This is a genomic window from Nonomuraea sp. KM90 (genome assembly GCF_052246675.1).
GTDB lineage: Bacteria > Actinomycetota > Actinomycetes > Streptosporangiales > Streptosporangiaceae > Nonomuraea.
Genome location: NZ_JBQQCB010000097.1, coordinates 1 through 21141, shown reverse-complemented (window position 1 = coordinate 21141; position 21141 = coordinate 1). Strand labels below are relative to the sequence as shown.

Sequence of the window (21141 nt, the reverse complement as noted above, 5' to 3'; positions counted from 1 at the left end):
TTCGTCGGCGTTGCCGCTGCGGCATACCCAGGTGGAGGTGATGGGCTGCCTTCCGACGGCCGGCGATAGCAGCCGCCGCGGCGGGATCGGGAAAGGCTCGGCCTTCTTAGAGCCATCCGAAACTGATTGATCGGTGGTGCTGAAAATCGGTGATGCGGCGTTGATTCGCGTCGTCATCGCCAGTTGGGGCGGGCCTCAGATCCGCAACGCCCACGCCGGTGTGTGAACCGTCGTTGGGCGCATTCACAGATGAACAAGGACCTTTGGCGACCCTCTGGCGCAGCTCCATCGCCTACTCGCCGACACAAGTTGATCTCCGGCGGAACGGAAATGCCCCGCCTTTGGCGAAGGCCATCAGAAATCGCTGCATGAGAGCTGCCAGAGGTTGCTCCTAAACCGGTTGCGAGTCCGAAATTCCTCTCGCCGTGGAGCAACTCGATGAGCACTGATCTTCCCCACGCAACCGATAACGGCCACGCTCCGCTCGAACTCGCCGAGCGCGTCTTCCGACTCCTCTCGAACGCTCCCGCCGGGCTCAGCCTCGATGGCAGGACTTTCTCCGCCGAGTTGCCCCAGCGTCAGATCTCGCTGACGGAGCTTCGCGATCTCCTGGCTTCGCCCACGGTGCCCATCGCCACACGCGACGCGGTCTGGCGCGAGCTCGTTACCCGAGCCCGCTGGGAGGGTCCGCAGTGGCGCATAGGAACGATCGGGATGGCTTTGCCGACCTTGCGGCGCATCTGCGGACGACTGTGCCTCTACTGGGTCGCAGGGAATCCCGCCTTCGTCGAGGCCACGGTTCTGAGCGCCTTCATCGCAGCAGTGCGGGACATCAACATCGACCTGCCGGACATCCTCCCGCGTATATGCACCACCGCCAGGTGCGCTGGCGAGCAGGCCCGCCAAAAGGCCGAGACCGACGTCGCCGGCTCGATACAGCGCCACGCCCGCGTGGGCGCCTCACCGGTGTGGCCCGACCCGGTTCTCGTCCTGGCCGAGGCGGTCGGCATGGACACCGCCGATGCGCTGATCGACCAGCTAGGACCGTTGAGCGACGGCATCGTTCCGGTTCAGGAAACGGCGAAAAGCCCGCGACGGCAATGTGAATCGATCTTGGCTGATGCCGTTCTGACAAGAGAGGTCGAGCCCACACGATCTCCGGCAATCGCGTCCTTTCTCCGGAGTAGGACGAAGGACACCCCCAAGGCTTCCGCGCGGGGCCGGATCACCTCAGATCCCAAGCCCATCATCATCCAATCGAAGGGAGGCCGGGGCAGCCCCACCGGCCCCGCGCGGATCCATATCTTGCTCCGGCGATGTCGCCAGCACCGTTTCCTCTGCGGTCTGCTGGTGGGGGCAGTAGTTGCCTTCCTCCTTGCCGTCGCTGTGACGGCAGCGTTCGCCGAGTCTGCGACGACCGGGTATGCCGCTCCGCCGAAGGATCTCAACGCGGTCTTCGACAACCTGCGGAACTGGCTCATCGGCCTGCTTGCCACGCTGGCAACTCTCATGCTGACCATCGGCGGTCTGCGCTACCTCGTGGCAGGCGGGGATCCGGGCGAGGTCCAGAAGGCAAAGGCGGCGCTGAAGGCCGCGGCTTTCGGCTACGGCCTTGCCGTGCTGGCGCCGCTGTTCGTCAGCGTGCTCAAGAGCATCGTGGGCGGCGGGTGACCAGGATGAGCCCTTCTCCCCTGGCAGTGGCAACGGTACGGGGCGTACTCATTGCCGCTGTTGCCGCGGCGGCAGTCACGATGGCGGCCAGCACCTCGTGGGCGCTTGCGGAACCGTCGGCTCCGCCGGAACTGCCGTCCCCACCGGGCGTGACCCTCAACTTTGGTGACTGGATCATCAAGCAGATCAATTCCTGGTTCGCCAGTCTGGTCGCCGCGGCCATGAAACCGGCCCTGGACGCACTCGCGGTAACGCTGCTCGCCACTCCCGACGTGGCCGGCAACGAGCGGCTCTTCGACCTGTGGACGGCCACTGCCGCCATCGCCAACTCCGCTTTCGTGCTGTTGGCCACGATTGGCGCCATCACGGCGATGGGCCATCAAACCGTGCAGACCCGGTACGCGGTCAAGGAGGTATTGCCGCGACTGGCCATGGCCATCCTGGCAGCGAACACCAGCTTCCTGCTCTGCGGGAAGGCCGTGGAGACGGTCAACGCGCTGTCCAGAGCGGTTGTCGGGGAGGACTTCGACAGCGAGCGGGCAGCGGCCCAGCTGCGTCAGCTCATCTTTCCGCCCGGCAACTCCCAGATCTTCTACATCCTGCTCGACCTCGTCGCGATCATCTTGCTGGTTCTGCTGCTGATCAGCTTCGTGATGCGGTCGGCGCTGGTACTGCTCCTGGTGGTGGCGGCGCCCCTGGCGCTGGCCTTTCACGCACTGCCGCAGACCGATGGGATGGCGCGGTTCTGGTGGCGGGCCTTCGGCGGTCTTCTGGTCATCCAGGTCGCGCAGTCCCTCACGCTCATTCTCGCTGTACGGATCTTCTTCAACCAGGACGGACGATTCCTCATTGGCGCCGCCCCGTCCGGGCAACTGACCAACCTGATCCTGGCACTCTGCCTCCTGATCATCCTGGTGCGTATCCCCTCCTGGATCTCACGCCGGATCTTCGCCCAGGGCGGCCGCGGCTCGACCGTGATGCGGATCGTGAAGTACGCCGTGATCTCCAAGCTGACCGCACCCGTGCTCCGCGCCATGCACCTCGGCCGGGGCGGCAGCGGTAGCGGGGGCAGGGGTGGCGTCGGCAAGACGGCAACCCGGGCAGTGACCGGCAAGGTCATTGCCACCACGATCGGTGGCCCGGCAGGCCCTGCCGCGGCAACGGCCCTCACTGCCGCCTCCGCAGCCCGCGGCGGCGCGGGGGCGGTTAGCCAGGGTGCCGCCCCGCCAGGTGCCCAGGGCAGATACCGGCCGGCCCACACCGGCACGCCATCAGCGCAGCCGACCATGCCGGGACCGCAACCGCGCTGGCAATCAGCCAACCGGCGCTGGATGCCGCCCGATCCCCAGGCGGCGGTCGCCTGGGGCATCCCCGACACACCCCAGGCCTCCCACCGCTGGTCGAACCCATGGTCGAACCCCGCCCAGCGATGGACGCCACCGGACAACTCCACCGCGACCCAGGCGGAAGCACACAGGCGCCCCACCCCTTCGACCAGCCGCCCCATAACGATCACGCCACCGCCCGTCGCCTCGACCGCATGGGTTCCGCCCAACAACAATCCCGCGTTCCCGCCCCCTGCCGGCGGCCGCTCCTCGTCAGCCAGTGATCAAGGACGCCGCACGCGACGCCCTGGAGGTGACGAACGGTGAGCTGGTTGCCAGCGGTGCGGATACCCACCGATGTGGAGCAGCCGGACAAGATCATCGGCTCGTTCACCGCCCGGCAGGTGGCCATCCTGGCCGGTACCGGAACTCTGCTCTACGCCGCCTACACCGTTGCCGCCGATCACCTACCCCCGCCGGTCTGTGCCGCGGTGGCCCTGCCGATCGCTCTCGCCGCGGTTCTGCTGGCCATCGGCTACCGCGACGGCATCTCCCTCGACCGCTACCTCCTGGCGGCCATCCACTACCGGCGCTCCCCCAAACACCTGGTCTCTTCCTGCGAGGACATCCCCATGCCACCTACCTGGCTAGCCGCCAGCAGCCGGCGCCCGCCCGCTCCGCTCAAGCTCCCCGCCCGCGGAGTCGCCGGAGACGGACTGATCGACCTGGGACCGGACGGCGTCGCCGCGGTGGCCGAGATTTCCACCGTCAGCTTCGCCCTGCGCACCCCAGACGAGCAGGACGCCCTGGTGGCGGTCTTCGGCCGCTGGCTCAACTCGCTGTCCGGCCCCGCCCAGATCCTGGTTCGTGCCGAACGCGTCGACCTATCCGACACGATCGCAACCCTGCAGGACAATGCCCGCCGGCTGCCGCACCCGGCGCTCGCCTCCGCCGCCCTGGAACACGCCGCCTTTCTCGACGACCTCTCGGCGCGCCATGACCTCCTACGCCGCCAGATCCTGCTGATCATCCGCGAGCCCGCCGTCGCCACGAATGGCCGGGACGCGGCCGCCGCCCGAGCGCTACGCCGTCTGGACGAAGCCTCCCGGGTACTCGGCTCCTGCGGGCTCACCGCACGACTGCTGGATGCCCGGGCCGTCGCCGCGCTCCTAGCTTCCTGCTTCGACCCCTCCGCTCCGCCCTTGCCCGACGATCTCGCTCTGCCCGGCGAGGTCATCACGACCGGAGGCCTCAGATGAGAATCCGCCGTACCGGCACAGCATCGTCGTACGGTCCCGAAGCCGTCACCGTCGAAGGCCGCCGTCTGACGGTCGGCGACAGCCTGTGCGCGACCCTGGCCATCACCGGCTACCCGCGCGAGGTCGCCCCCGGCTGGCTGGAGCCGCTGCTCACCTATCCCGGCCGGCTCGACGTCTCCCTCCACCTCGAACCCGTCCCCTCGCTCGTGGCCACCGACCGGCTCCGCAAACAGCTGGCCCGGCTGGAGTCGGGCTTGCGCTCCGACCACGAGCACGGCCGCCTCCTTGACCCGGGCGCCGAGGCCGCCGCGGAAGACGCCCAGGACCTCGCCGCCCGCCTCGCCCGCGGCCAGGCCAAGCTCTTTCGCGCCTCGATCTACCTCACCGTCCACGCCTCCTCCGCCACCGAGCTCGACGACGCCTGCGCCCAAGTGCGCGCGCTGGCCGCCTCCCTCCTGCTCGACGCCCGCCAGGTCACCTTCCGCCAGCTCCAGGGCTGGGTGTCCACCCTTCCGCTGGCCTACGACAACCTCTGCATGCGGCGGACGTTCGACACCCCGGCGCTAGCCGCGGCGTTCCCCTTCACCAGCCCCGACCTGACCGCCGAGCTCGGCCCCACCGCCGTCCTGTACGGCGCGAACATGGCCAGCGCCTCCCTGGTCGCCTGGGATCGCTTCGCCCAGGACAACCACAATTCCGTCACCCTGGCCCGCTCCGGCAGCGGCAAGAGCTACCTCACCAAACTCGAGGCCCTGCGTTCGCTGTACGCGGGCATCGAGGTGGCCGTCATCGACCCCGAGGACGAGTACGCCCGCCTGGCCCACGCGGTCGGCGGCGCCTACGTCCACCTCGGCGCCCCCAAGGTCCGCCTCAACCCGCTCGACCTGCCACCGCACAACCAGCGAGGCGAGGACCCGCTCACCCGCCGCGCCCTGTTCCTGCACACCCTGATCGCGGTCATGCTCGGCGAACCGCTCACCAACACCGGCAAGGCGGTCCTCGACCGCGCCATCCTCGCCACCTACCGGCAAGCGGGCATCACCACCTCCCCGCACACCTGGAACCGCCGGGCCCCGCTATTGAGCGACCTGGCCGCGGTATTGGCCGAGGACGCAGACCCTCAGGCGAAGGAACTGGCCGCCGGGCTGTCCCCGTACGTCTCCGGCAGCCACCGCCAGCTGTTCGACGGTCCCACCACCACCCGCCCCGACTCCCACCTCATCGTCTTCTCCCTCCGCGACCTCCCCGACGAACTCAAGGCGGTCGGCACCCTGCTGACCCTGGACGCCATCTGGCGCCGCGTCTCCGACCCCTACAACCGGCGTCCCCGCCTGGTCGTCGTCGACGAGGCCTGGCTGCTGATGAAGATCCCCGAGGGCGCCCGATTCCTGCTGCGCATGGCCAAGTCCGCCCGCAAGCACTGGGCCGGCCTGTCCGTGGTCACCCAGGACGCCGCCGACCTGCTCGGCTCCGACCTCGGCCAGGCCATCGTCGCCAACTCCACCACCCAGATCCTGCTCCGCCAGGCACCCCAGGCCATCGACACGGTCGCCGAAGCGTTCCGGCTCTCCGACGGCGAACGCCAGCTGCTGCTGTCCGCCGAACGCGGCACCGGCCTGCTCACCGCCGGCACGGGCGGGCAGCGCTGCCCGCTCCAGGTGATCTCCAGCGCCCGCGAGCACGAACTCGTCACCTCCTCCCCCCAGGAGCTGGCCGAACTCGACTACGAGGAGGCGGACCTGTGATCTACGACCTCCTCCAGAACCCCGAGGCCGTCCTTCGGCAGATCATCAGCTGGCTACAGGCCCACGTCTGGCAGTTGCTCGCAGCGTACTTCGGCGCGGAGATCCTCGCCGTCCTGGCCCGGGCGTCCATCGTCCGGTTCTGGCACCGCCGCCTCGTCCGCGGTGCGCGATGCGTGGAGATCCTCGCCCCTCCTGCTGCGAACATGCCGGGCGCCGAAGCCCTCTGGAACAACCTGATCGGACTCCTTAGGCCGGCGTGGAAACGGCTGCTGCTCGGCCAGCCACACCTCAGCTTCGAGTACTGCTTCGGCACCGGCGGCGTGACCATCCGCCTGTGGGTGCCCGGCTCCGTCCCGCAATACCTCGTTGAGCACGCCATCGAAGCCGCCTGGCCCTCCTGCCGCACCACCATCCGACAGGCCGAGCCGCCCGTACCATCCAGCGGCTACACCACCGGTGGGCAACTCGTCCTGGCCCGCACCGAACAGCTCCCGACCCGGCACAATCACCCCACCGACCCACTGCGCGCCCTCATCGGCGCAGCGGTCGGCATGCCCGGCTGGCAGCACGCCTGCGTGCAAGTGCTCGCTCGCCCAGCAACCGGCAGCCGCCTGTCCACCGCCTGCGGCGGCGCCGCGGCCCGGCTGATCAGAGCGCTCCTCGACCTCACCGTCCCCGGACCACGCACCCCGCGCCGGCCCTCCGATGACCGCGTCGATCGGTTGGAGGAGTCGTCCGAGGCCCGAGCCATCAGGGACAAAGCCCACCACTCCCGCTACGAGGTCGCGATCCGCTACGCCGTCCAAGCGGACGAGCCCACCTCCGCCGACGTGACGGCTGTCCAAACCGCCCGCGAAATCCGCCGCAACGCCATCCGCGGCCGCGCCCACGCGATCGCCTCGGCCTTCGCCCTATACAGCGGCCACAACCGGCTGGAACGCCAACGCCTCTTCCGGCCCGCCGCCCGCCTGGCCACCCGCCGGATGAACTGCGGCTACCTGCTCTCGGTACCCGAGCTCGCCGCCATCGCCCACCTCCCGCTGGACGCCGCCGTGCCCGGACTCCAGCGCGCAGGCGCCAACACCGTCCCCCCATCCCCGAAAATCGCCCACGGCGGCGCCCACGCTAAGGTGCTCGGCTTCTCCGACGCCGGCCACGAACGCCCGACCGCGCTGCGCGTCGCCGACTCCTTCCATCACGTCCATGTGATGGGCCCGAACGGCACCGGCAAATCCACCCTCCTGGCCCAAATGATCCTCTCCGACATCGAAGCCGGCCGCGGCGTCGTGGTCATCGAGGCCAAGGGCGACCTTGTCCGCGACCTGCTCGGCCTGATGCCCGAAGACTGCGGCGACAGGCTAGTCCTGATCGACCCCGACGACCGGCACCCCCGCCCGTCCCTCAACGTCCTGGGCGGATCCGACCTCGCCATGGCCGTGGACAACCTGGTCGGCATCTTCCACCAGATCTACACCGACAACTGGGGCCCGCGGACCGACGACATCCTGCGCGGCTGCGCCCTCACCCTGGCCCGCACCAACGGCACGCTCGCCGACATCCCCACCCTGCTGTCGGACACCGCCTTCCGCCAGCGCCAAATCGCCACCCTCGACGACCCGCTCCTGCGCGGCTTCTGGAGTTGGTACTGCACTCTGTCCGAATCCGCCCAAGCCCACGTCACCGCCCCCATCATGAACAAGCTGCGCGCCTTCCTGCTGCGCCCCTTCGTCCGCGACGTCATCGGCTCCACCACTTCGACCTTCGACCTGAACGAGGTCCTGAACGGTGGCATCCTCCTCGTCCGCCTCCCCAAAGGCGTGCTCGGCGACGACTCGGCCCGCCTGCTCGGCTCCATGATCCTGGCCCAGGTCTGGCAGGCCGCCTCCCGCCGCGCCAAGATCGGCCGCTCACGCAGCCCCGCCGCGCTCTACGTGGATGAATGTCACAACTTCCTCACCCTGCCGCACGCCCTGTCCGACATGCTCGCCGAGGCCCGCGCCTACCGCATCTCCGTCACCCTGGCCCACCAGCACCTGGCCCAGCTCCCCCGTCAGCTCCGCCAGGCCATCTCCGCCGACGCCCGCAACAAGATCTACTTCTCGCTCTCCCCCGAGGATGCCCGCGAGACCGAGCAGCACTTCACGCCGTTCCTGACCTCGCACGACTTGGCCAACCTCGACGCCTTTCAGGCCGCCGCCCGCCTCGTCGTCCGCTCCGCCGAAGCCCCGCCGTTCACGCTGCGCACCCGGCCCCTCCCCGAACCCTCCCGCGACATCGCCGACCGCCTGCGCGCCGCCGCCGCACACGCCCACGGCCGTACGACCACCACAACCACCCCCAAGCCGGACGCCCGGCGCACCTTCTAGAAAGGGAGAACCACCATGTCCGTCCGCTACACCCCGACCATGCTCACCCAGCTGGCCGCCCGCCTCACCGACCGCGACCGCAAGCTCATCCGCCTGACCCGCGACTTCCGCGTCCTCACCTCACCCCAGGTCAGCGAGATGTTCTTCGACACCGACGACGCCGCCCGCCGCCGGCTGCTCGCCCTGACCCGCATGGGCGTCCTGGAGCGCTTCCGCCCCAACCTCCCACCCGCGATGGGCACCGCCCCGTACCACTACGTCATCGGCGAGACCGCCGCCGCCGTGCTCGCCTCCGAACAGGGGGTCGAGCTGAGCGAATTCGGCTACCGCCGCGACCGTGTCCTCAGCATCGTCTACAGCCAGCGCCTGGCCCACACCGTCGGCACCAACGGTATCGCCACCAGCCTGTACGGCTACGCCCGCCGCCATCCGGAAACCGAACTGACCACATGGTGGCCCGAACACCGCTGCGCCACCGAATGGGCACCCATCACCCGGCCCGACGCCTACGCCCGCTGGACCGAAGGACCCCACAGCATCGAGTTCTTCCTCGAATACGACACCGGCACCGAACCCCTCGACCGGGTCGCCCACAAGCTCGACGGCTACGCCCGCCTCACCGAATCCAGCCGCATCGTCACCCCGGTCCTGTTCTGGGTGCAGGGCGAACGCCGCGAAGCCAACCTCCGTAAGAAGCTCAAGCACCACCCCAGCACCATGTTCGTCCCGATCGCCACCGGCCACGCCGCCGCCAACAGCACCGTGGACGACGGACCGGCCGGCGCCCGCTGGCTGCCCACCGACCTCGACCACCCACGCTGCCAGCTCGCCGAACTCGTTCAACACTGGCCCGGCCTCGGGCCTCAGGTCGCCCCAGAACCCGCAGAGGAGGACAGCGAATGATCCTCGAAGCCGGACTCGCCAAGGCCATCGCCGCCGGGGGCGGCCTCGTCTCCAGCGTCGCCCTCATCGGCGGCATAGCCGGCGGCAGCCAGCACGCCACCACCACAGCCGACCCGAAGCGTCTCGCATCAGCCGTGTGCGCCTACGTCGGCAAGGAACACAAGCCCTCACCTCCGCGAAAGCACAACAAGGCCACCTCACTCACACCCAAGCAGGCAGCCAACGCACGCATCATCATCGCTGTAGCCCAGGACATGGGCTTGCCGACCCAAGCCGCCGTCATCGCCCTCACCACCGCCCTGCAGGAATCCACACTCAGCAACGAGACCATCGGGGACCACGGCCAAGCCTTCGGCCTCTTCCAGCAACACCCCCAGTACGGCTGGGGCACACGGACCCAGGTCTCCAACCCCCGCTACGCCACCAGGACGTTCTTCACCCGCCTACTCAAGATCAAGAACTGGGAGAGCAAATCCACGGCCACCGTGGCCCAAGCCATTCAACGATCAGCTTTCCCGGACGCCTACACCAAGCACGAGGCCCGCGCCGAGCACCTCTTCACCACCCTGACGGGACAGCCCGCGACGCCAAAACCCTCCAGAAAGCCGCACGACGACGACCTGGAACTGTCCCCGCAAGACACCCAGGCCGTCCGCGACAGCCTCGAACTGGCGACATCACTCGGAGTACCACGCGCCACCATCGTGGCCGACGTCCAAGAAGCCCTCAACGCCGGCAAGCTACCGAGCGCCCACCACGACCCGAAGCGCACGAACGAAGCCGCCCAACTGGCCGAGAAAATCGTGACAACCGTCGCCAAAGGCGCCTGCGACGAGCTCTCCCAGAAGATCAGCGCCGCACTCGACCCGGAAACCCTCGCCGCTATCCGAGGGTCTGGCCGCGGAGCAGTCGCCCTGACAGCAGCACTCAAGATGATCGGCGTGCCCTATTCCTGGGGCGGAGGAGGCCCTAAGGGACCCAGCCTCGGCATTGGCCACGGCGCCGGGACCAACGGCTTCGACTGCTCAGGACTGGCCGAATACGCCTGGGCAAAGGCCGGCGTGCGGATCGGCGGCCACACCTCAACGCAATGGAACGCGGGCGCTCGCATCCCGCGCTCCCAACTCAAGCCCGGCGACCTGCTCTTCTTCGCCACCAACCCCAAGAACCCCTCCACCATCCACCACGTCGTCCTCAACATCGACGGCAAGCGGTACGTACACGCACCCACCACCGGCAGCAAAGTCCAGATCGGCCAATGGACGGCAACACGTGAAACCGAATACGCAGGAGCCGTCCGGCCCGGATAACTCGGCGTACGCTCTCACCTTTGACTAATCGGCAAGAGCAGGTCCGTCAGGAAGAGCTCGCGCATTAGCGCGGGCCCTTCCTGCGCCAGATCCATCGTGGACATCATCTGCGTCTACCCTCGCATGCCCTGAGCCGTCGCACGATGGGGATCGGCACGGGCAAATCCGGGTCGCTTAGCGAGTCGCCGACGTGGGGCCTCTGGGCCGTGCCGAGATGTGGGTCGGCAGGACCCGAACGAAGGACGGCAGGTTCGGCTCTCTGCCACCCGTCCAATGCTAATTAGGGACGGTGCAATTTCAACTAATTCGACGACCAAGGCCCAACCGATGTCCACGCGGCGCAGGGCAGGCAGGACGCTCTGATGCTGATCGCATACGTGAAGGCGCTGCCCTCGAAAATCGATGCTTTGCTTTTTGATCGCCTCCATTACCTCGGGTTGATCCCGCTCCCCCGAGTGTCGTAACGCGCTAACATCAAGGCGAGCACCTTTCCATTTGGACGAGTCCATGAATACATTGACCGGAGACTTATCTAGAGAAATGGTCCAACTCTTGCTACGGAGAGACGCGGCCGCCTCCTTGAGCGACACTTTCCTCAGTGTCACCACCGACGTTAACGACGAAAACATGGGTCACTACGGTCTCGTCCCCCAGCCAACTCTCCTCCCGCTTTCCCAGACAATCGTGCCGACCTTGCGCACTTCTTCAAGCGCGCCGGCATCGACCTCGTCGGGCTGTTTTGCACACCCCGGCGATAAGAGAGACGACAAGGGCAATTACTGTCGCTTTTCGACCTTTCATGGTGCCCCACCTTTCCATCTCTCCTCGCCTTGCGACATCGGTCGACAAGTGTTGCTTTTCACTGACTGGTCCAGCCTGCAGCTTTCCGCATCTCCGGAGCTCATAGGCGGCTGTCCGGTGGTGCTCCAGCAGATAATTACGGCGCTGCACTGCACGATCCCTGTTTTCCGGCGCCGAGTTCCTGGACGACGGGAGGCATGACCGCGGGCGCCTCCTACTCCTGACCTCACACCACCGGGCGGCGCGCCAGCGGGCGCATGAACGAGGAGTTCGCAACACCGTTGGACTGTGTGTCCTCCCTCTCAGACCCGAGGTGGATCTTGGGGATGAGATGCACGAGCAGGGGTGACTCGGCGGGTGTGCGCGAGCTTGATGCTGGAGTCATGTGCTCCCGTCGAGCAGGACGTGCGCCGCGGTCGCGGCGGGGGTATCGAACGACGCTGAGCGATGGCGCCAAGCCGCCGCTCAGCAGGACCGGCTCATCTCCAGTCTCCCGTCCGTCAGCAGCCGGTTCAACGCGATCGCGACACCGCCGACCGCGGCCAGGTCCCCGAGCGGTAGCGGGTGGTGTCGGGGTGGACCTGCAACCGAACCGGAACGTACGGGAAACGCTCTCCTCCAGGGCCGGTGCTCCGGCCAGATCACGCGCCCGCTGTACAGGACTGGCACGGGATACAGCTCGAGTTCGGGGGCGGTCACCACCGCAATTCCCCGCCACCGTCATGTCCGCAGGCGCCCACCAGCCGAGAATGCTTCGGCCCTGACCCCGGCCCGAACTCAGTGGCTCACTCTTCCGCCCTCGATAGTGAAGCCACTATATAGGTGTCCGACTTGGCTGGATCAGCTTGCAGTGCTTGTTGCGTCTTCGGCTCCAGCTCGGCCCCAAGCGGGCCAATATCCGCTAGACGACCAAACCTTGCGGTCGTTCCATTCCAGCGACTCGACGTCATGATGACAGTAACGTCATTGTAGCTACTCACGCTCCATCCGCGTTGCTGCAGACGGCTACGCGCTACACTGAGCGCTTCCAAAAAATTAGAAGCGCCAACATCGAGCACCAAAATCTCTATGACTTGTACCGTTCCTTCATAAAATGGATCTGCAGTGGTCTGTGCCACGATGCGGCCGATACTGCCCACTTCATTCACCACCGCAGGAGCAACCTTGATCACGGTCAGATCCTTGGAGAAGGATGACGCCCCACAACCTGGAATGGCAACTAGTATGCACAATACCGCCAACAGGTGCCTGATCATCTCGACGTCATCCTCTCGGTGCGTGGCGATGAGCCTATCCGCCCCATATTTTCCAGTATTCCCTAGAAGCCTCATAGGCAGCTCCGCCTTCATGCATGTTTCTGTACCGCCTGAAAGCCTCCTCCTTGTCTTTTGTGCGCAAATCCGCACCACCCATCCAGTCAGTGAAGGCGACAGTGCTCCACTTTCCTGTGCTTTTGCTCTCTGTTACTCCGGCACATCCACAATAGGCGACCGTCGCCTCTTCCCAAGTGATCGCTCGCGGCTCGTATCCCCCACGGTCGGAGGTCGCGCGGACCGTAAGTGTGTCTTTCAAGAACCTAAGGTACATCGCGGCATATTCGAACGAACCTTTAGGAGTGAGTAGCTCATCAATAATAGCCTCGACGCCCTGTTTGTCTTTCTTGAAGTGCGCTAAGGCTCGCTGCACCTTGTAAGGCTCTAGCTGCGCCAGCCCATAGGATGTCGTTCTATCTATGCCAAGAACCTTTTTCACAGCTTCTTTTGCGCCCAATGTTACCGCGATATGAGTACCCTTTGCTTCGAGATCTATATACTCATAAATTATTACGGCAGCCAGCGCCTCCTTCGGCACACCCCACTTTTTGGCAGCAGCCTTCATCTCCGGGCCATGGCTTAGAAGGGCTTCGTACATGAAATAGAACTTGCCGCGAGGGTCATTTGTGGAGGTGCTCACGCCGGCGACCAGGCAGCCACGGCAGCCGCCATTTCGCGGTATACCTAGTGCGAAGCCAGCGAGTCGCGGATCATTGGGGTTCGCCGCCGCAGCTCGTTCCATCGCCCTGATACTGGCTAGTCCGCCTGCCCCCACCCAACTGGCTGCCAAGTCCGTGTCCGTCATCCCTATAGTCCAGGCGGACAGGTACTTGTTTTGCACCTTTTCGCTGGCGAACCAGAAGTTCGGCTGGTCTACAGGTCGGCCGTTGGGCATGACTTCCAAGCCGAGTCTCTCGACTTCGTCTTGGCCGAGCCAGAATTTCTTTTCGTTCTCCAGCTCGATCATCCGGGCCCACTCCGGGTCCACGGTTGCGCTGCCGCAGGACTGGATATCGCAGGCAATGGCTCCGCCACCGATGTCTTCTCGGGAGCCGCAGCCGCCGATGCACTGGCCGCCTCCCGAAGATCCGGAACTGTTGTAACTGCCGGCCGGCACGGTGGTGTAGCCGCCACTCGAACCGGAGCCACCGTAGCCGGATCCGGCGAGTGAGCCGCCGCCGATGATGGTGGCGTGACCAGTGGGGTCGGTGCCGGTCAGGGGCGAGGCGTTGGCGTAGGTGTAACGGTTGGCCTGGATGGACGGGCTGGGGGTGAGGGTTGCGGTGTCGCGGCTGGTGAAGGTGCCAGTGCCGGGCTGGTACCAGCGGGCGTGCATGTTGACCTTGCCGGTGTCCGGGTCGGTGTACTCGCCCTGGTAACCGAGCTGGGTCTTGGTTCCGGTCTGGGCGGTGACGGTGCCGAACGGGTCGTAGGCGGTCGAGGTCTGTAGGGTGGTGGTGAAGGTGGCCACCAGGTCGCCGTGCAGGTCGCTCAGCGCTGCCACTGCGGCGGCGGTGCCTTCCTTGAGGCCGAGCAGGCCGCCGCCGAGGTCGCGGGAGTACTTGGCCTGGACGGCGCCGCCGCTGTCGGTGATGGCGGCCAGGTCGTTGCCGAGCCCGGAGTAGGCGAAGGTCTGCTTGGCGGTGCCGCGGATACGGCTGGTCATCCGGTCCGTGGTGTCGTAGCTGTAGAGGCTGTCGCCGTCGGCGATGAGCCGGTCGAAGGCGTCGAAGGTGTAGATGGTGGTGGCGCCCGCCTTGGTGCTGGTGGCCAGGGTGCCGCGCGCCGTGTAGGTGTGGTCGGTGCCATCGCCTGAGGTGAGGCGGTTGCGCTCATCGTAGGTGAAGGTCGCGTTGCCGGCCTTGGTGCGGTTGCCCGCCGCGTCCCACTCATACGCGGTCGTGGCGCCGCTGGGGGCGGTCCAGGAGGTGAGTCGGCCAGTGTGGTCGTAGCCGTAGGTGTTGGTGCCCGCCCCGGCGGTGCCGGCGGTGGTCTTGGTGGTGAGGTTGTCATCCTTGTCCCACACGTAGCTGATCTGGGCGAGCTGGGTGCCGGAGCCGTTCTTCAACGTCTGGCTCTTGACCCGGTCCATGCCGTCGTACTCGATGATCTGGGTGCTCGCCGTGCCGCTGGCGGTGATCGTCGCCAGCCTGCTAGCCAGGTCGTAGCCGTAGGTGAGAGTGCGACTGGTGACCGGGTCCGTCGCCGTGGCCAGGCGGTTGGCGGTGTCGTAGGTGAAGGTGGCGGTGCCGGCGGCGTCGATGCGCTGGGTGGCGTTGCCGAGCCCGTCGTAGGCGTAGGCGGTCTCCTGGACGGTGCCACGCGAGATCTTCAACGGCAGGCCGCGGTCGTTGTAGTCCACCGTCAGGTCACCGGCGCTGGTGCGGCGGCCGGCCAAGTCGTAGCCGAAGGTACGTTCCGCTGTCGTAGCGCTGCCCCCCGCGCCGGTCTCCTTGGTGAGCCGGCCCAGGTGGTCGTAGGTGCGATCGGTGCGCACCCCGCCCGGCTGGATGGTGGCCGTCGAGTTTCCGGCCGCGTCGTAGACGTGGGTCCAGCTGCGGTCGGCCGTGTCCGGGTGTGCCGTAGTGGAGGGCTCGGTCACCGTTTCCGCCAAACCGAGGCTGTTGTAACTGGTCCAGGTGGCATTCCCGCGCCCGTCGGTGAGGCGGGTGCGGGCTCCGGTGGCATCGTAGCCGAAACTGGTGGTGATCGACTCGCTGGCCGAGACCGGCTCGACGAGTGCGGTCAGACGACTCAGCGCGTCGAAGGTCTGCCGGGTGATATGTCCCTCGGGCGAGGTGGCGCTGATCTGGTTGCCCGCCAGGTCGTAGCCGTAACCGTAGCTGCGCAGTACCGTCTCGACGGTGCCGTCCGTCTTCAGATGCACGTCCTGGGCGGCGACCTTGCGGCCAGCCAGATCGTACTCAGCGACGCCCGCGTTACGGTTCACGTCGGCGATCTGCACCACGCGACCGGCCAAGTCGTACTTCATGGTGCTGACGCCGGACGGGTCAGTCACCTTGGTGATCTCACCGGCCGCGTTGACCTCGAAATTGGTCTCCTTGGTGCCCGCGCCCGGGCCGGGAACGATCTGCTTGACCAGCCGGCCGGCGTCGTCGTACTCCATCTTCGTGGTGTAGGCGGCGCTGGCGGGCTTGCGCTCGATCTGAGTGGCGGTGATCTGCCGGCCGAGGTCGTCGTAGGTGGCCTGGGTGCGGGCGCCGGTCGGATCGACGGTGGTCAGTTTTTCGCCCGCCATGGTGTACTCGCTCACCCACGTGCCTGGGCTCTGGCCGGCGGGGGCCGGGTCGGTGACGCGGACCTGCCGGCCGAGCTGGTCGTACTCGTAGGAGGTGACGTAACCGCGCGCATTGGTGGTGCGAAGAAGCTGTCCAGCCTTGTCATACGCGTGCTGAACGGTCGAGGTGATCGCGCTCCCGCCGGGCGGCGTGTAGGCGGGCGCGGTGGCGCTGAGCAGCCGGTCGGCCTTGTCGAAGGCCGAGGTGAAGGTACGGCCTTCGGCGTCGCGCTGGTGGGTCTGGTTACCCACCGTGTCGTAACCAGCGAGCGCGGACGGACGTGCCGGGGCGGCGGCGCCGTTCTTGTCCACCTGCACCTGCGGCGCCTTGCTCTCCACCAGCCGCTCTAGCACGTCGTAGCGCATGGTGGTGGTGTAGTCAGCGGCGTTCGCACCGTCGGCGTTACCGCGCGGATCGGTAGTGGCGATGGGTAGGCCGCGGTCGTCGTAGGCGGTGGTGGAGACGATATCCTGAGCGCCGTTTTCGATGGTCTGCCGGGTCTGCTGATTCAGCTTGTTGTAGGCGTAGCTGGTGATCTCGGTGCGGCCGTTGGCGGCCGCCGCGGTCCGGGTCGTCTTGGTGATGTTGCTATTAGCGTCGTAGCCGAACTCGGTGACGCGCTCCAGCCCATTCGGGTTTTGGGCCGAGCGAGGGTCCAGCACCTGGACGCTGAGTCGGCTCGCCTTGTCGTATTCGAAGATCGTGACGATGTCGACGCCGTTGGCCTGCTTGCCGGTGATCTGCGCGGTCAGGTTGCCCGCCGCGTCGTACTCCTCGGCCTTGACCACCACATTGCGTGGCGTGGTGGAGCCGTTCAGCTTGGCACCCTCGGCGATCTGCTCATGAAGCCGGTTGTCCATCCAGTACTTGTTGGTGGACTTGCGGCCCATCACATCCACCATGGACGTCGACCGTCCGCCCGGGTCGTAGCTGCGGGTTTCCAGCAGCACGTCCCTGGCCGGCTGGGGGTTGACCGGGCTGCCGGTCCAACCCTTCAGCGTGCTCGTGTACAGCTCGCCACGCTCGGTGTAGGCCTGTTCGATCACCGTGCCGCGCGCGTCGGTGGTGCGGATCACCTGGCCGCGGTGATTCCAGTCCTGCCGGGCCACCCCACCCTCGGGGCCAGTGATGGAGTCCTGACGTCCGTACGTGTCGTAGGTGAACGTTGTGGTACGCTCCGGCTCGCCGCCGGTCAGGTCGGCGATCGTCTGCGTCAGCACGTTGCCGTCCGGGTCGTACGCGGTACGGGTCTGCGCCGTGTGCGTGACGCCGCTGATCTCGTTCTCCACCCCAGGGGCGGTGCTGGAGATCAGGCGGTTCCACCCGTCGTAGACGAAGGTGGACCTCGCCCCGTCCGGCACCGCAGCGGAGACCCGAGTGCTGGCCACCATGCGGCCCAGCACGTCATAGTCCAGTTTGATGACCATACCCTCAGGCGCGGTCTGCTCGGCCAGGTCACCGGCCGCGGTGTAGCGGTAGGTCCAGGTGTTGGTGCGGGCGTCGGTCTTGCTCTTCATCAGCCCGGCCGGAGTGGTGCCGCCGCCCACCGCCGGCTCGCTGCCGTCGGTGTAGGCGATGCTCTCCGAGCGGCCCTGCGGGAAATCGTCCGTCGCCGGGGTGATCACCTTGGTCTGCTCGCCGAAGCTGTTGTACTCGGTGCTGGTGGCATAGGCAGGGTCGGTGTCGCTCGCCGACCGACCGTCCCGATACACCCTCACCTGGTCGTTGCGCGGGTCGAACGGGTCGTTCTCGTTGACGTGGTACGTCCAGTACTCGATCGCGCACTCGTTCGGCGCCCGGCAGTACTTCCGGCCCAAAGTGTTGCCGCGCTTGTCCTGGTATATGTCATTGGCGATGTCGTTGCGGTCGATCACCTTCGTCAGGTAGCCCGCCTGGTCGTACTCGTACCAGGTGGTGAACTCACGCTGGTCGGTCACGCCCCGGATGCGGTAGCCGCGCCAGGCGTCATACAAGTACTTGAGCGTGTCGTTGCCCGGGTCGGTCACCGTCACCTCGGCTTCGCCGGACTGCTGCTCGATCCCGACGGTGCCGATCTTCCAGGTGCCGCCGTCGCGGTCGACGTGGGTGGCGATCCGGTCGGTCTTGTCGTCGTAGGTGTTGACCGCATGCACCCGGCCGGACGGCAGGATCACCTTGGTCATCTTGTGCGGCGCGCCGGTGCGGGCGGCGTGATGCCGCTGCACCTCGTACGCGGTCAGCGGCCGGTCGTAGATGGCGACCTCGTCGACCAGGCCGGCGATCCCGCCCACCGTGGTGACGTACCGGGTTTCGGTGCCGGTGATGGGCTGGGTGAGCGTGCCGACGACCGCGCCGTCCAGATAGAGGGTCTGCAGGTTGTCGGCGACGGTGAGCACCGCGTGGTGCCAGGCGCCGTCGTTGACCGGTGCCGCGGTGGTGATCGGGGTGGTGGTCGGCTGGTAGGAGCTGCGCAGCTTGCCGTCGGTGCCGACCCCGAACACCTCCTCCTTGGTGGCGGTGGGGGAGGTGCGCAGCGACATGACGGTGCCGCCGGAGGTGGTCTTGAACCAGGCCTCCATGGTCGCGGACGTGCCGATCTTCGGCACGATCCCGTCCTTGGGCCGCACCCCGGTGCTGGTGGTCAGCTCGACCGCGCCGTCCGTGGTGCCGGCCAGCGCGCCGGGCTGGGCGCGCTTGGCGGTGCTGTCGTAGGTGGCATCGCCCGCACCCCAGCCCAGGTCGATCGCGTTGCCGGTGGCCTCGCTCAGCCGCCAGTAGCCGAACGGGTCCGAATCCAGCACGCTGCTGCGATACAACGACCCGCCACCGTACTCATACGTGGTGCAGTTCGGCGCCTCCACCGGCGCGCACACCTGCGTCAACCGCCCCTGGTCATAGCCGTAGGTCCAGATCAACGGCTGGCCATCGACCGGGTCGCTCGACACCGTCGCGACCTGGTTGCCCTGCCAGGTGAACGTCACCGACCGGCCCCCGACCCCGGTCACCTTCGACAGCTTCCCGCCGGTGTCGTAGGTCAGGTCGCTGCTGCGTCCCCGCTGGTCGGTCATCTTCGTCAGCCGCCCGGCGGCGTTGAACAGGTAGGTGGCGTTGGTCTTGTCGCGCAGCCGCCAGGTGCCGCCGCTCTCCTCGGCCAGCGTCGCGTACATCCCGGGCGGCGGCTGGAACGTCCCATCCCCGTTCGCCACGAACCGCACCTGCCGCCCCTCCGGGTAGGTGACCAGCGCCGACGTGGCGGTGCCGCGCACCTCCTTGACGACCTTCATGTCCCAGCGGGTCGACCAGCCCGCCCCGAACATGCCATCGGTGCGCGGGTCCATGCTGTTGAAGGTGCGCACCACCGACAGCGGCGGTCCTGCGGTTGCCACCTGCAGATCCGTCGAGGTGGTGGTGTAGTTGCCGGTCTGCTGGTTGAACTCCTGTCCGGTCACACCGGAGGAGGCCAGCTGCGAGGTCACCGTCGGCTGCCGCACCCCGGTGAGAAACGTCAGCTTCGGCGAGGTGGTGGTGGAGTTGTCGTAAGAGTCCTTGACCGTGACCGTCCACCAGTACTGCTTGCCCCAGGCCAGCTTCCCAGCCGCCGGAACGCTCCAGCTGTTGCCGTTGCCCGCCACATACGTGCCGGAGCCGGTGCAGCCGGTCGTCATGGCCTCGTTATCGCACAGCTTGAACAGGTACGACACCTTCGAGGTACTGGAGTTGGCGCTCTGCCCCCAGGCCCGCAAGGTCGGGGTCTGCGAATCGACCAGATGCCCCTGCGTCGGATACCAATGCGCAAGGGTCGGCACCGCCATGACCGCCCGGTCGGCCGCCTCGGCCCGCAACGTCCCCGCCGGCAGGCCGGCCTCATCAGACGCGGACGCCTCCGCATCCACCGTCCGGTCCTCCAGCGGCACCGCTCCCTCGGGCGCCTTGACCTCAGCCCGCCATCCATCCGATGGCTCCGCCACGGCCGGCACCTCGGTCGCGGGCACCAGCGGCGGCAACCCCGCGGCCGATCCCCTCATCTGCTGCGGCAGCGCCGGTAAGGCGCCGGCATCCGCAGCCGCGGCCGCCGCCGTAGTGGCCGCCACCGGCGACGCCTGCACCATCAGCAGACCGGGTGCCAAACCGGTAAGCGTCAGAATCATCCCAGCCGAACGACGCCATGACGGGACTCGGCGCATGCGCCATCACACTCCGAACTACAAACGAAAAGACACCGGCCGGACACAATCGGTGCGGGGTCGCCCTGCGGGCACGTGCCAACCTGGCAGCCGCTCTACGCGACGCGGTTTAACCGGTCGGCCGAAGCTTTGGGCGCCGGGCACTGCGGCGTGTTGGCGATTCTGGCGAACCCAGCCGCGGTGGAAACTGAGTTCGCGAGGCCTGACACAGTGTCGAAAGGCCTACGCCTGAACCTCGATAGGCGGCGGCGCGGGTACTGCTCAAGATCAGCTTTCTATCCCGATCGCTGGCGAGCAGCTTCGCTCGCCGCCGTGCTGATCGAGCCTGACACCCCGGCGACAGTGAAAGACAAGAACCCATAACACACGTGGCTCGTCACTCTGATGGGGAGAGTTCCTCATTCGCCTAACTGTGGTGGCGTGCCTAAGTTACGCGGGAAATATGCACCAAGGAGTGCATAGCCAGGCATGTTCTCGGCTGGACGTACCCCGATCCTGAACATCTCTGGCTCATCGAACACAGGCTCCCCGGTCGGCCTGCGGATGTAGGGCACACGCCCGTAGTCCACGCCGTCGCTCAGATCGAAGCTCATCCAGGTGATCGCTTCTTGTTCCCCGTCACGTAGCGGATGGTTGGACACTGCGCGGCTGAAGACCTTGTCCGAGGTGATCGTCCATACCTGGGGGACGGCGAAAACCCAGCGCGTTGCCGCGAGTTCCTGTGCTTTGGTGGCGGCTCGTCGTTCAAACGAGGTGGCCGTCTGCTGGTCGCGAAGGTAGTCGTAGTCACTGAGGACGAGCAGGCGCTCTCCTTGGATCGCGACAATCGCGGGGCACTCACGAGCGATGATGCTCTTCTCGAGCCGGCCGACCACGTCGAAGAGCAGCGCGGCTGTCTCGTCGTTCACGATGCCCTCCGAACCTGGCGGTCTCCCAGATCCTGCCACGGCAAGGTGAAGTGTGGCACCAAGATCGGTGCCTCACCT

10 protein-coding genes are annotated in these 21141 nt (G+C 66.9%); 7 read left to right on the top strand and 3 right to left on the bottom strand.

Annotated features, from left to right (window positions below):
* Positions 1–438 precede the first annotated feature (438 nt).
* The 7 genes from ACTWPW_RS48095 to ACTWPW_RS48065 are packed head-to-tail and all read left to right on the top strand — an operon-like array spanning position 439 to position 10579.
* Positions 439–1671 (top strand): hypothetical protein, encoded by a 1233-nt coding sequence (locus ACTWPW_RS48095; RefSeq protein ID WP_443172744.1) that lies wholly within the window; start codon positions 439–441, stop codon positions 1669–1671.
* 5 nt (positions 1672–1676) lie between these two features.
* The gene (locus ACTWPW_RS48090) at positions 1677–3323 is read left to right on the top strand and encodes a conjugal transfer protein TrbL family protein (protein WP_443172743.1); all 1647 of its coding nucleotides are present in this window, start codon (positions 1677–1679) and stop codon (positions 3321–3323) included.
* A complete protein-coding gene (locus tag ACTWPW_RS48085; RefSeq protein WP_443172742.1) occupies positions 3320–4255 on the top strand; it encodes a PrgI family protein in 936 nt (311 codons plus the stop codon). Before ACTWPW_RS48090 ends, ACTWPW_RS48085 begins: the two co-directional genes overlap by 4 nt.
* A complete protein-coding gene (locus tag ACTWPW_RS48080; protein ID WP_443172741.1) occupies positions 4252–6000 on the top strand; it encodes a VirB4 family type IV secretion system protein in 1749 nt (582 codons plus the stop codon). Before ACTWPW_RS48085 ends, ACTWPW_RS48080 begins: the two co-directional genes overlap by 4 nt.
* A complete protein-coding gene (locus ACTWPW_RS48075; RefSeq protein ID WP_443172740.1) occupies positions 5997–8366 on the top strand; it encodes a type IV secretory system conjugative DNA transfer family protein in 2370 nt (789 codons plus the stop codon). The genes ACTWPW_RS48080 and ACTWPW_RS48075 overlap by 4 nt, the downstream gene beginning before the upstream one ends.
* A 15-nt stretch (positions 8367–8381) precedes the next feature.
* On the top strand, positions 8382–9269 hold the full coding sequence (locus ACTWPW_RS48070; protein ID WP_443172739.1) for a replication-relaxation family protein: 888 nt from the start codon (positions 8382–8384) through the stop codon (positions 9267–9269).
* The gene (locus ACTWPW_RS48065) at positions 9266–10579 is read left to right on the top strand and encodes a C40 family peptidase (RefSeq protein WP_443172738.1); all 1314 of its coding nucleotides are present in this window, start codon (positions 9266–9268) and stop codon (positions 10577–10579) included. Before ACTWPW_RS48070 ends, ACTWPW_RS48065 begins: the two co-directional genes overlap by 4 nt.
* A gap of 1586 nt (positions 10580–12165) precedes the next feature.
* Here ACTWPW_RS48065 and ACTWPW_RS48060 read toward each other — a convergent pair.
* The 3 genes from ACTWPW_RS48060 to ACTWPW_RS48050 all read right to left on the bottom strand — a co-directional run bounded on the left by ACTWPW_RS48060 (position 12166) and on the right by ACTWPW_RS48050 (position 21063).
* Positions 12166–12636: a hypothetical protein gene (locus tag ACTWPW_RS48060; protein WP_443172737.1), complete on the bottom strand. Its 471-nt coding sequence runs from the start codon at positions 12634–12636 to the stop codon at positions 12166–12168.
* A gap of 34 nt (positions 12637–12670) precedes the next feature.
* Positions 12671–20119: an RHS repeat-associated core domain-containing protein gene (locus tag ACTWPW_RS48055; RefSeq protein ID WP_443172736.1), complete on the bottom strand. Its 7449-nt coding sequence runs from the start codon at positions 20117–20119 to the stop codon at positions 12671–12673.
* 434 nt (positions 20120–20553) lie between these two features.
* A complete protein-coding gene (locus ACTWPW_RS48050) occupies positions 20554–21063 on the bottom strand; it encodes a hypothetical protein (protein WP_443172735.1) in 510 nt (169 codons plus the stop codon).
* Positions 21064–21141 lie beyond the last annotated feature (78 nt).

Bases quoted from the DNA above. Each gene is read 5' to 3' on its own strand.
- ACTWPW_RS48095 (WP_443172744.1), top strand. From the start codon at position 439: ATGAGCACTGATCTTCCCCACGCAACCGATAACGGCCACGCTCCGCTC.
- ACTWPW_RS48090 (WP_443172743.1), top strand. From the start codon at position 1,677: ATGAGCCCTTCTCCCCTGGCAGTGGCAACGGTACGGGGCGTACTCATT.
- ACTWPW_RS48080 (WP_443172741.1), top strand. From the start codon at position 4,252: ATGAGAATCCGCCGTACCGGCACAGCATCGTCGTACGGTCCCGAAGCC.
- ACTWPW_RS48070 (WP_443172739.1), top strand. From the start codon at position 8,382: ATGTCCGTCCGCTACACCCCGACCATGCTCACCCAGCTGGCCGCCCGC.
- ACTWPW_RS48065 (WP_443172738.1), top strand. From the start codon at position 9,266: ATGATCCTCGAAGCCGGACTCGCCAAGGCCATCGCCGCCGGGGGCGGC.
- ACTWPW_RS48060 (WP_443172737.1), bottom strand. From the start codon at position 12,636: ATGATCAGGCACCTGTTGGCGGTATTGTGCATACTAGTTGCCATTCCA.
- ACTWPW_RS48055 (WP_443172736.1), bottom strand. From the start codon at position 20,119: ATGATTCTGACGCTTACCGGTTTGGCACCCGGTCTGCTGATGGTGCAG.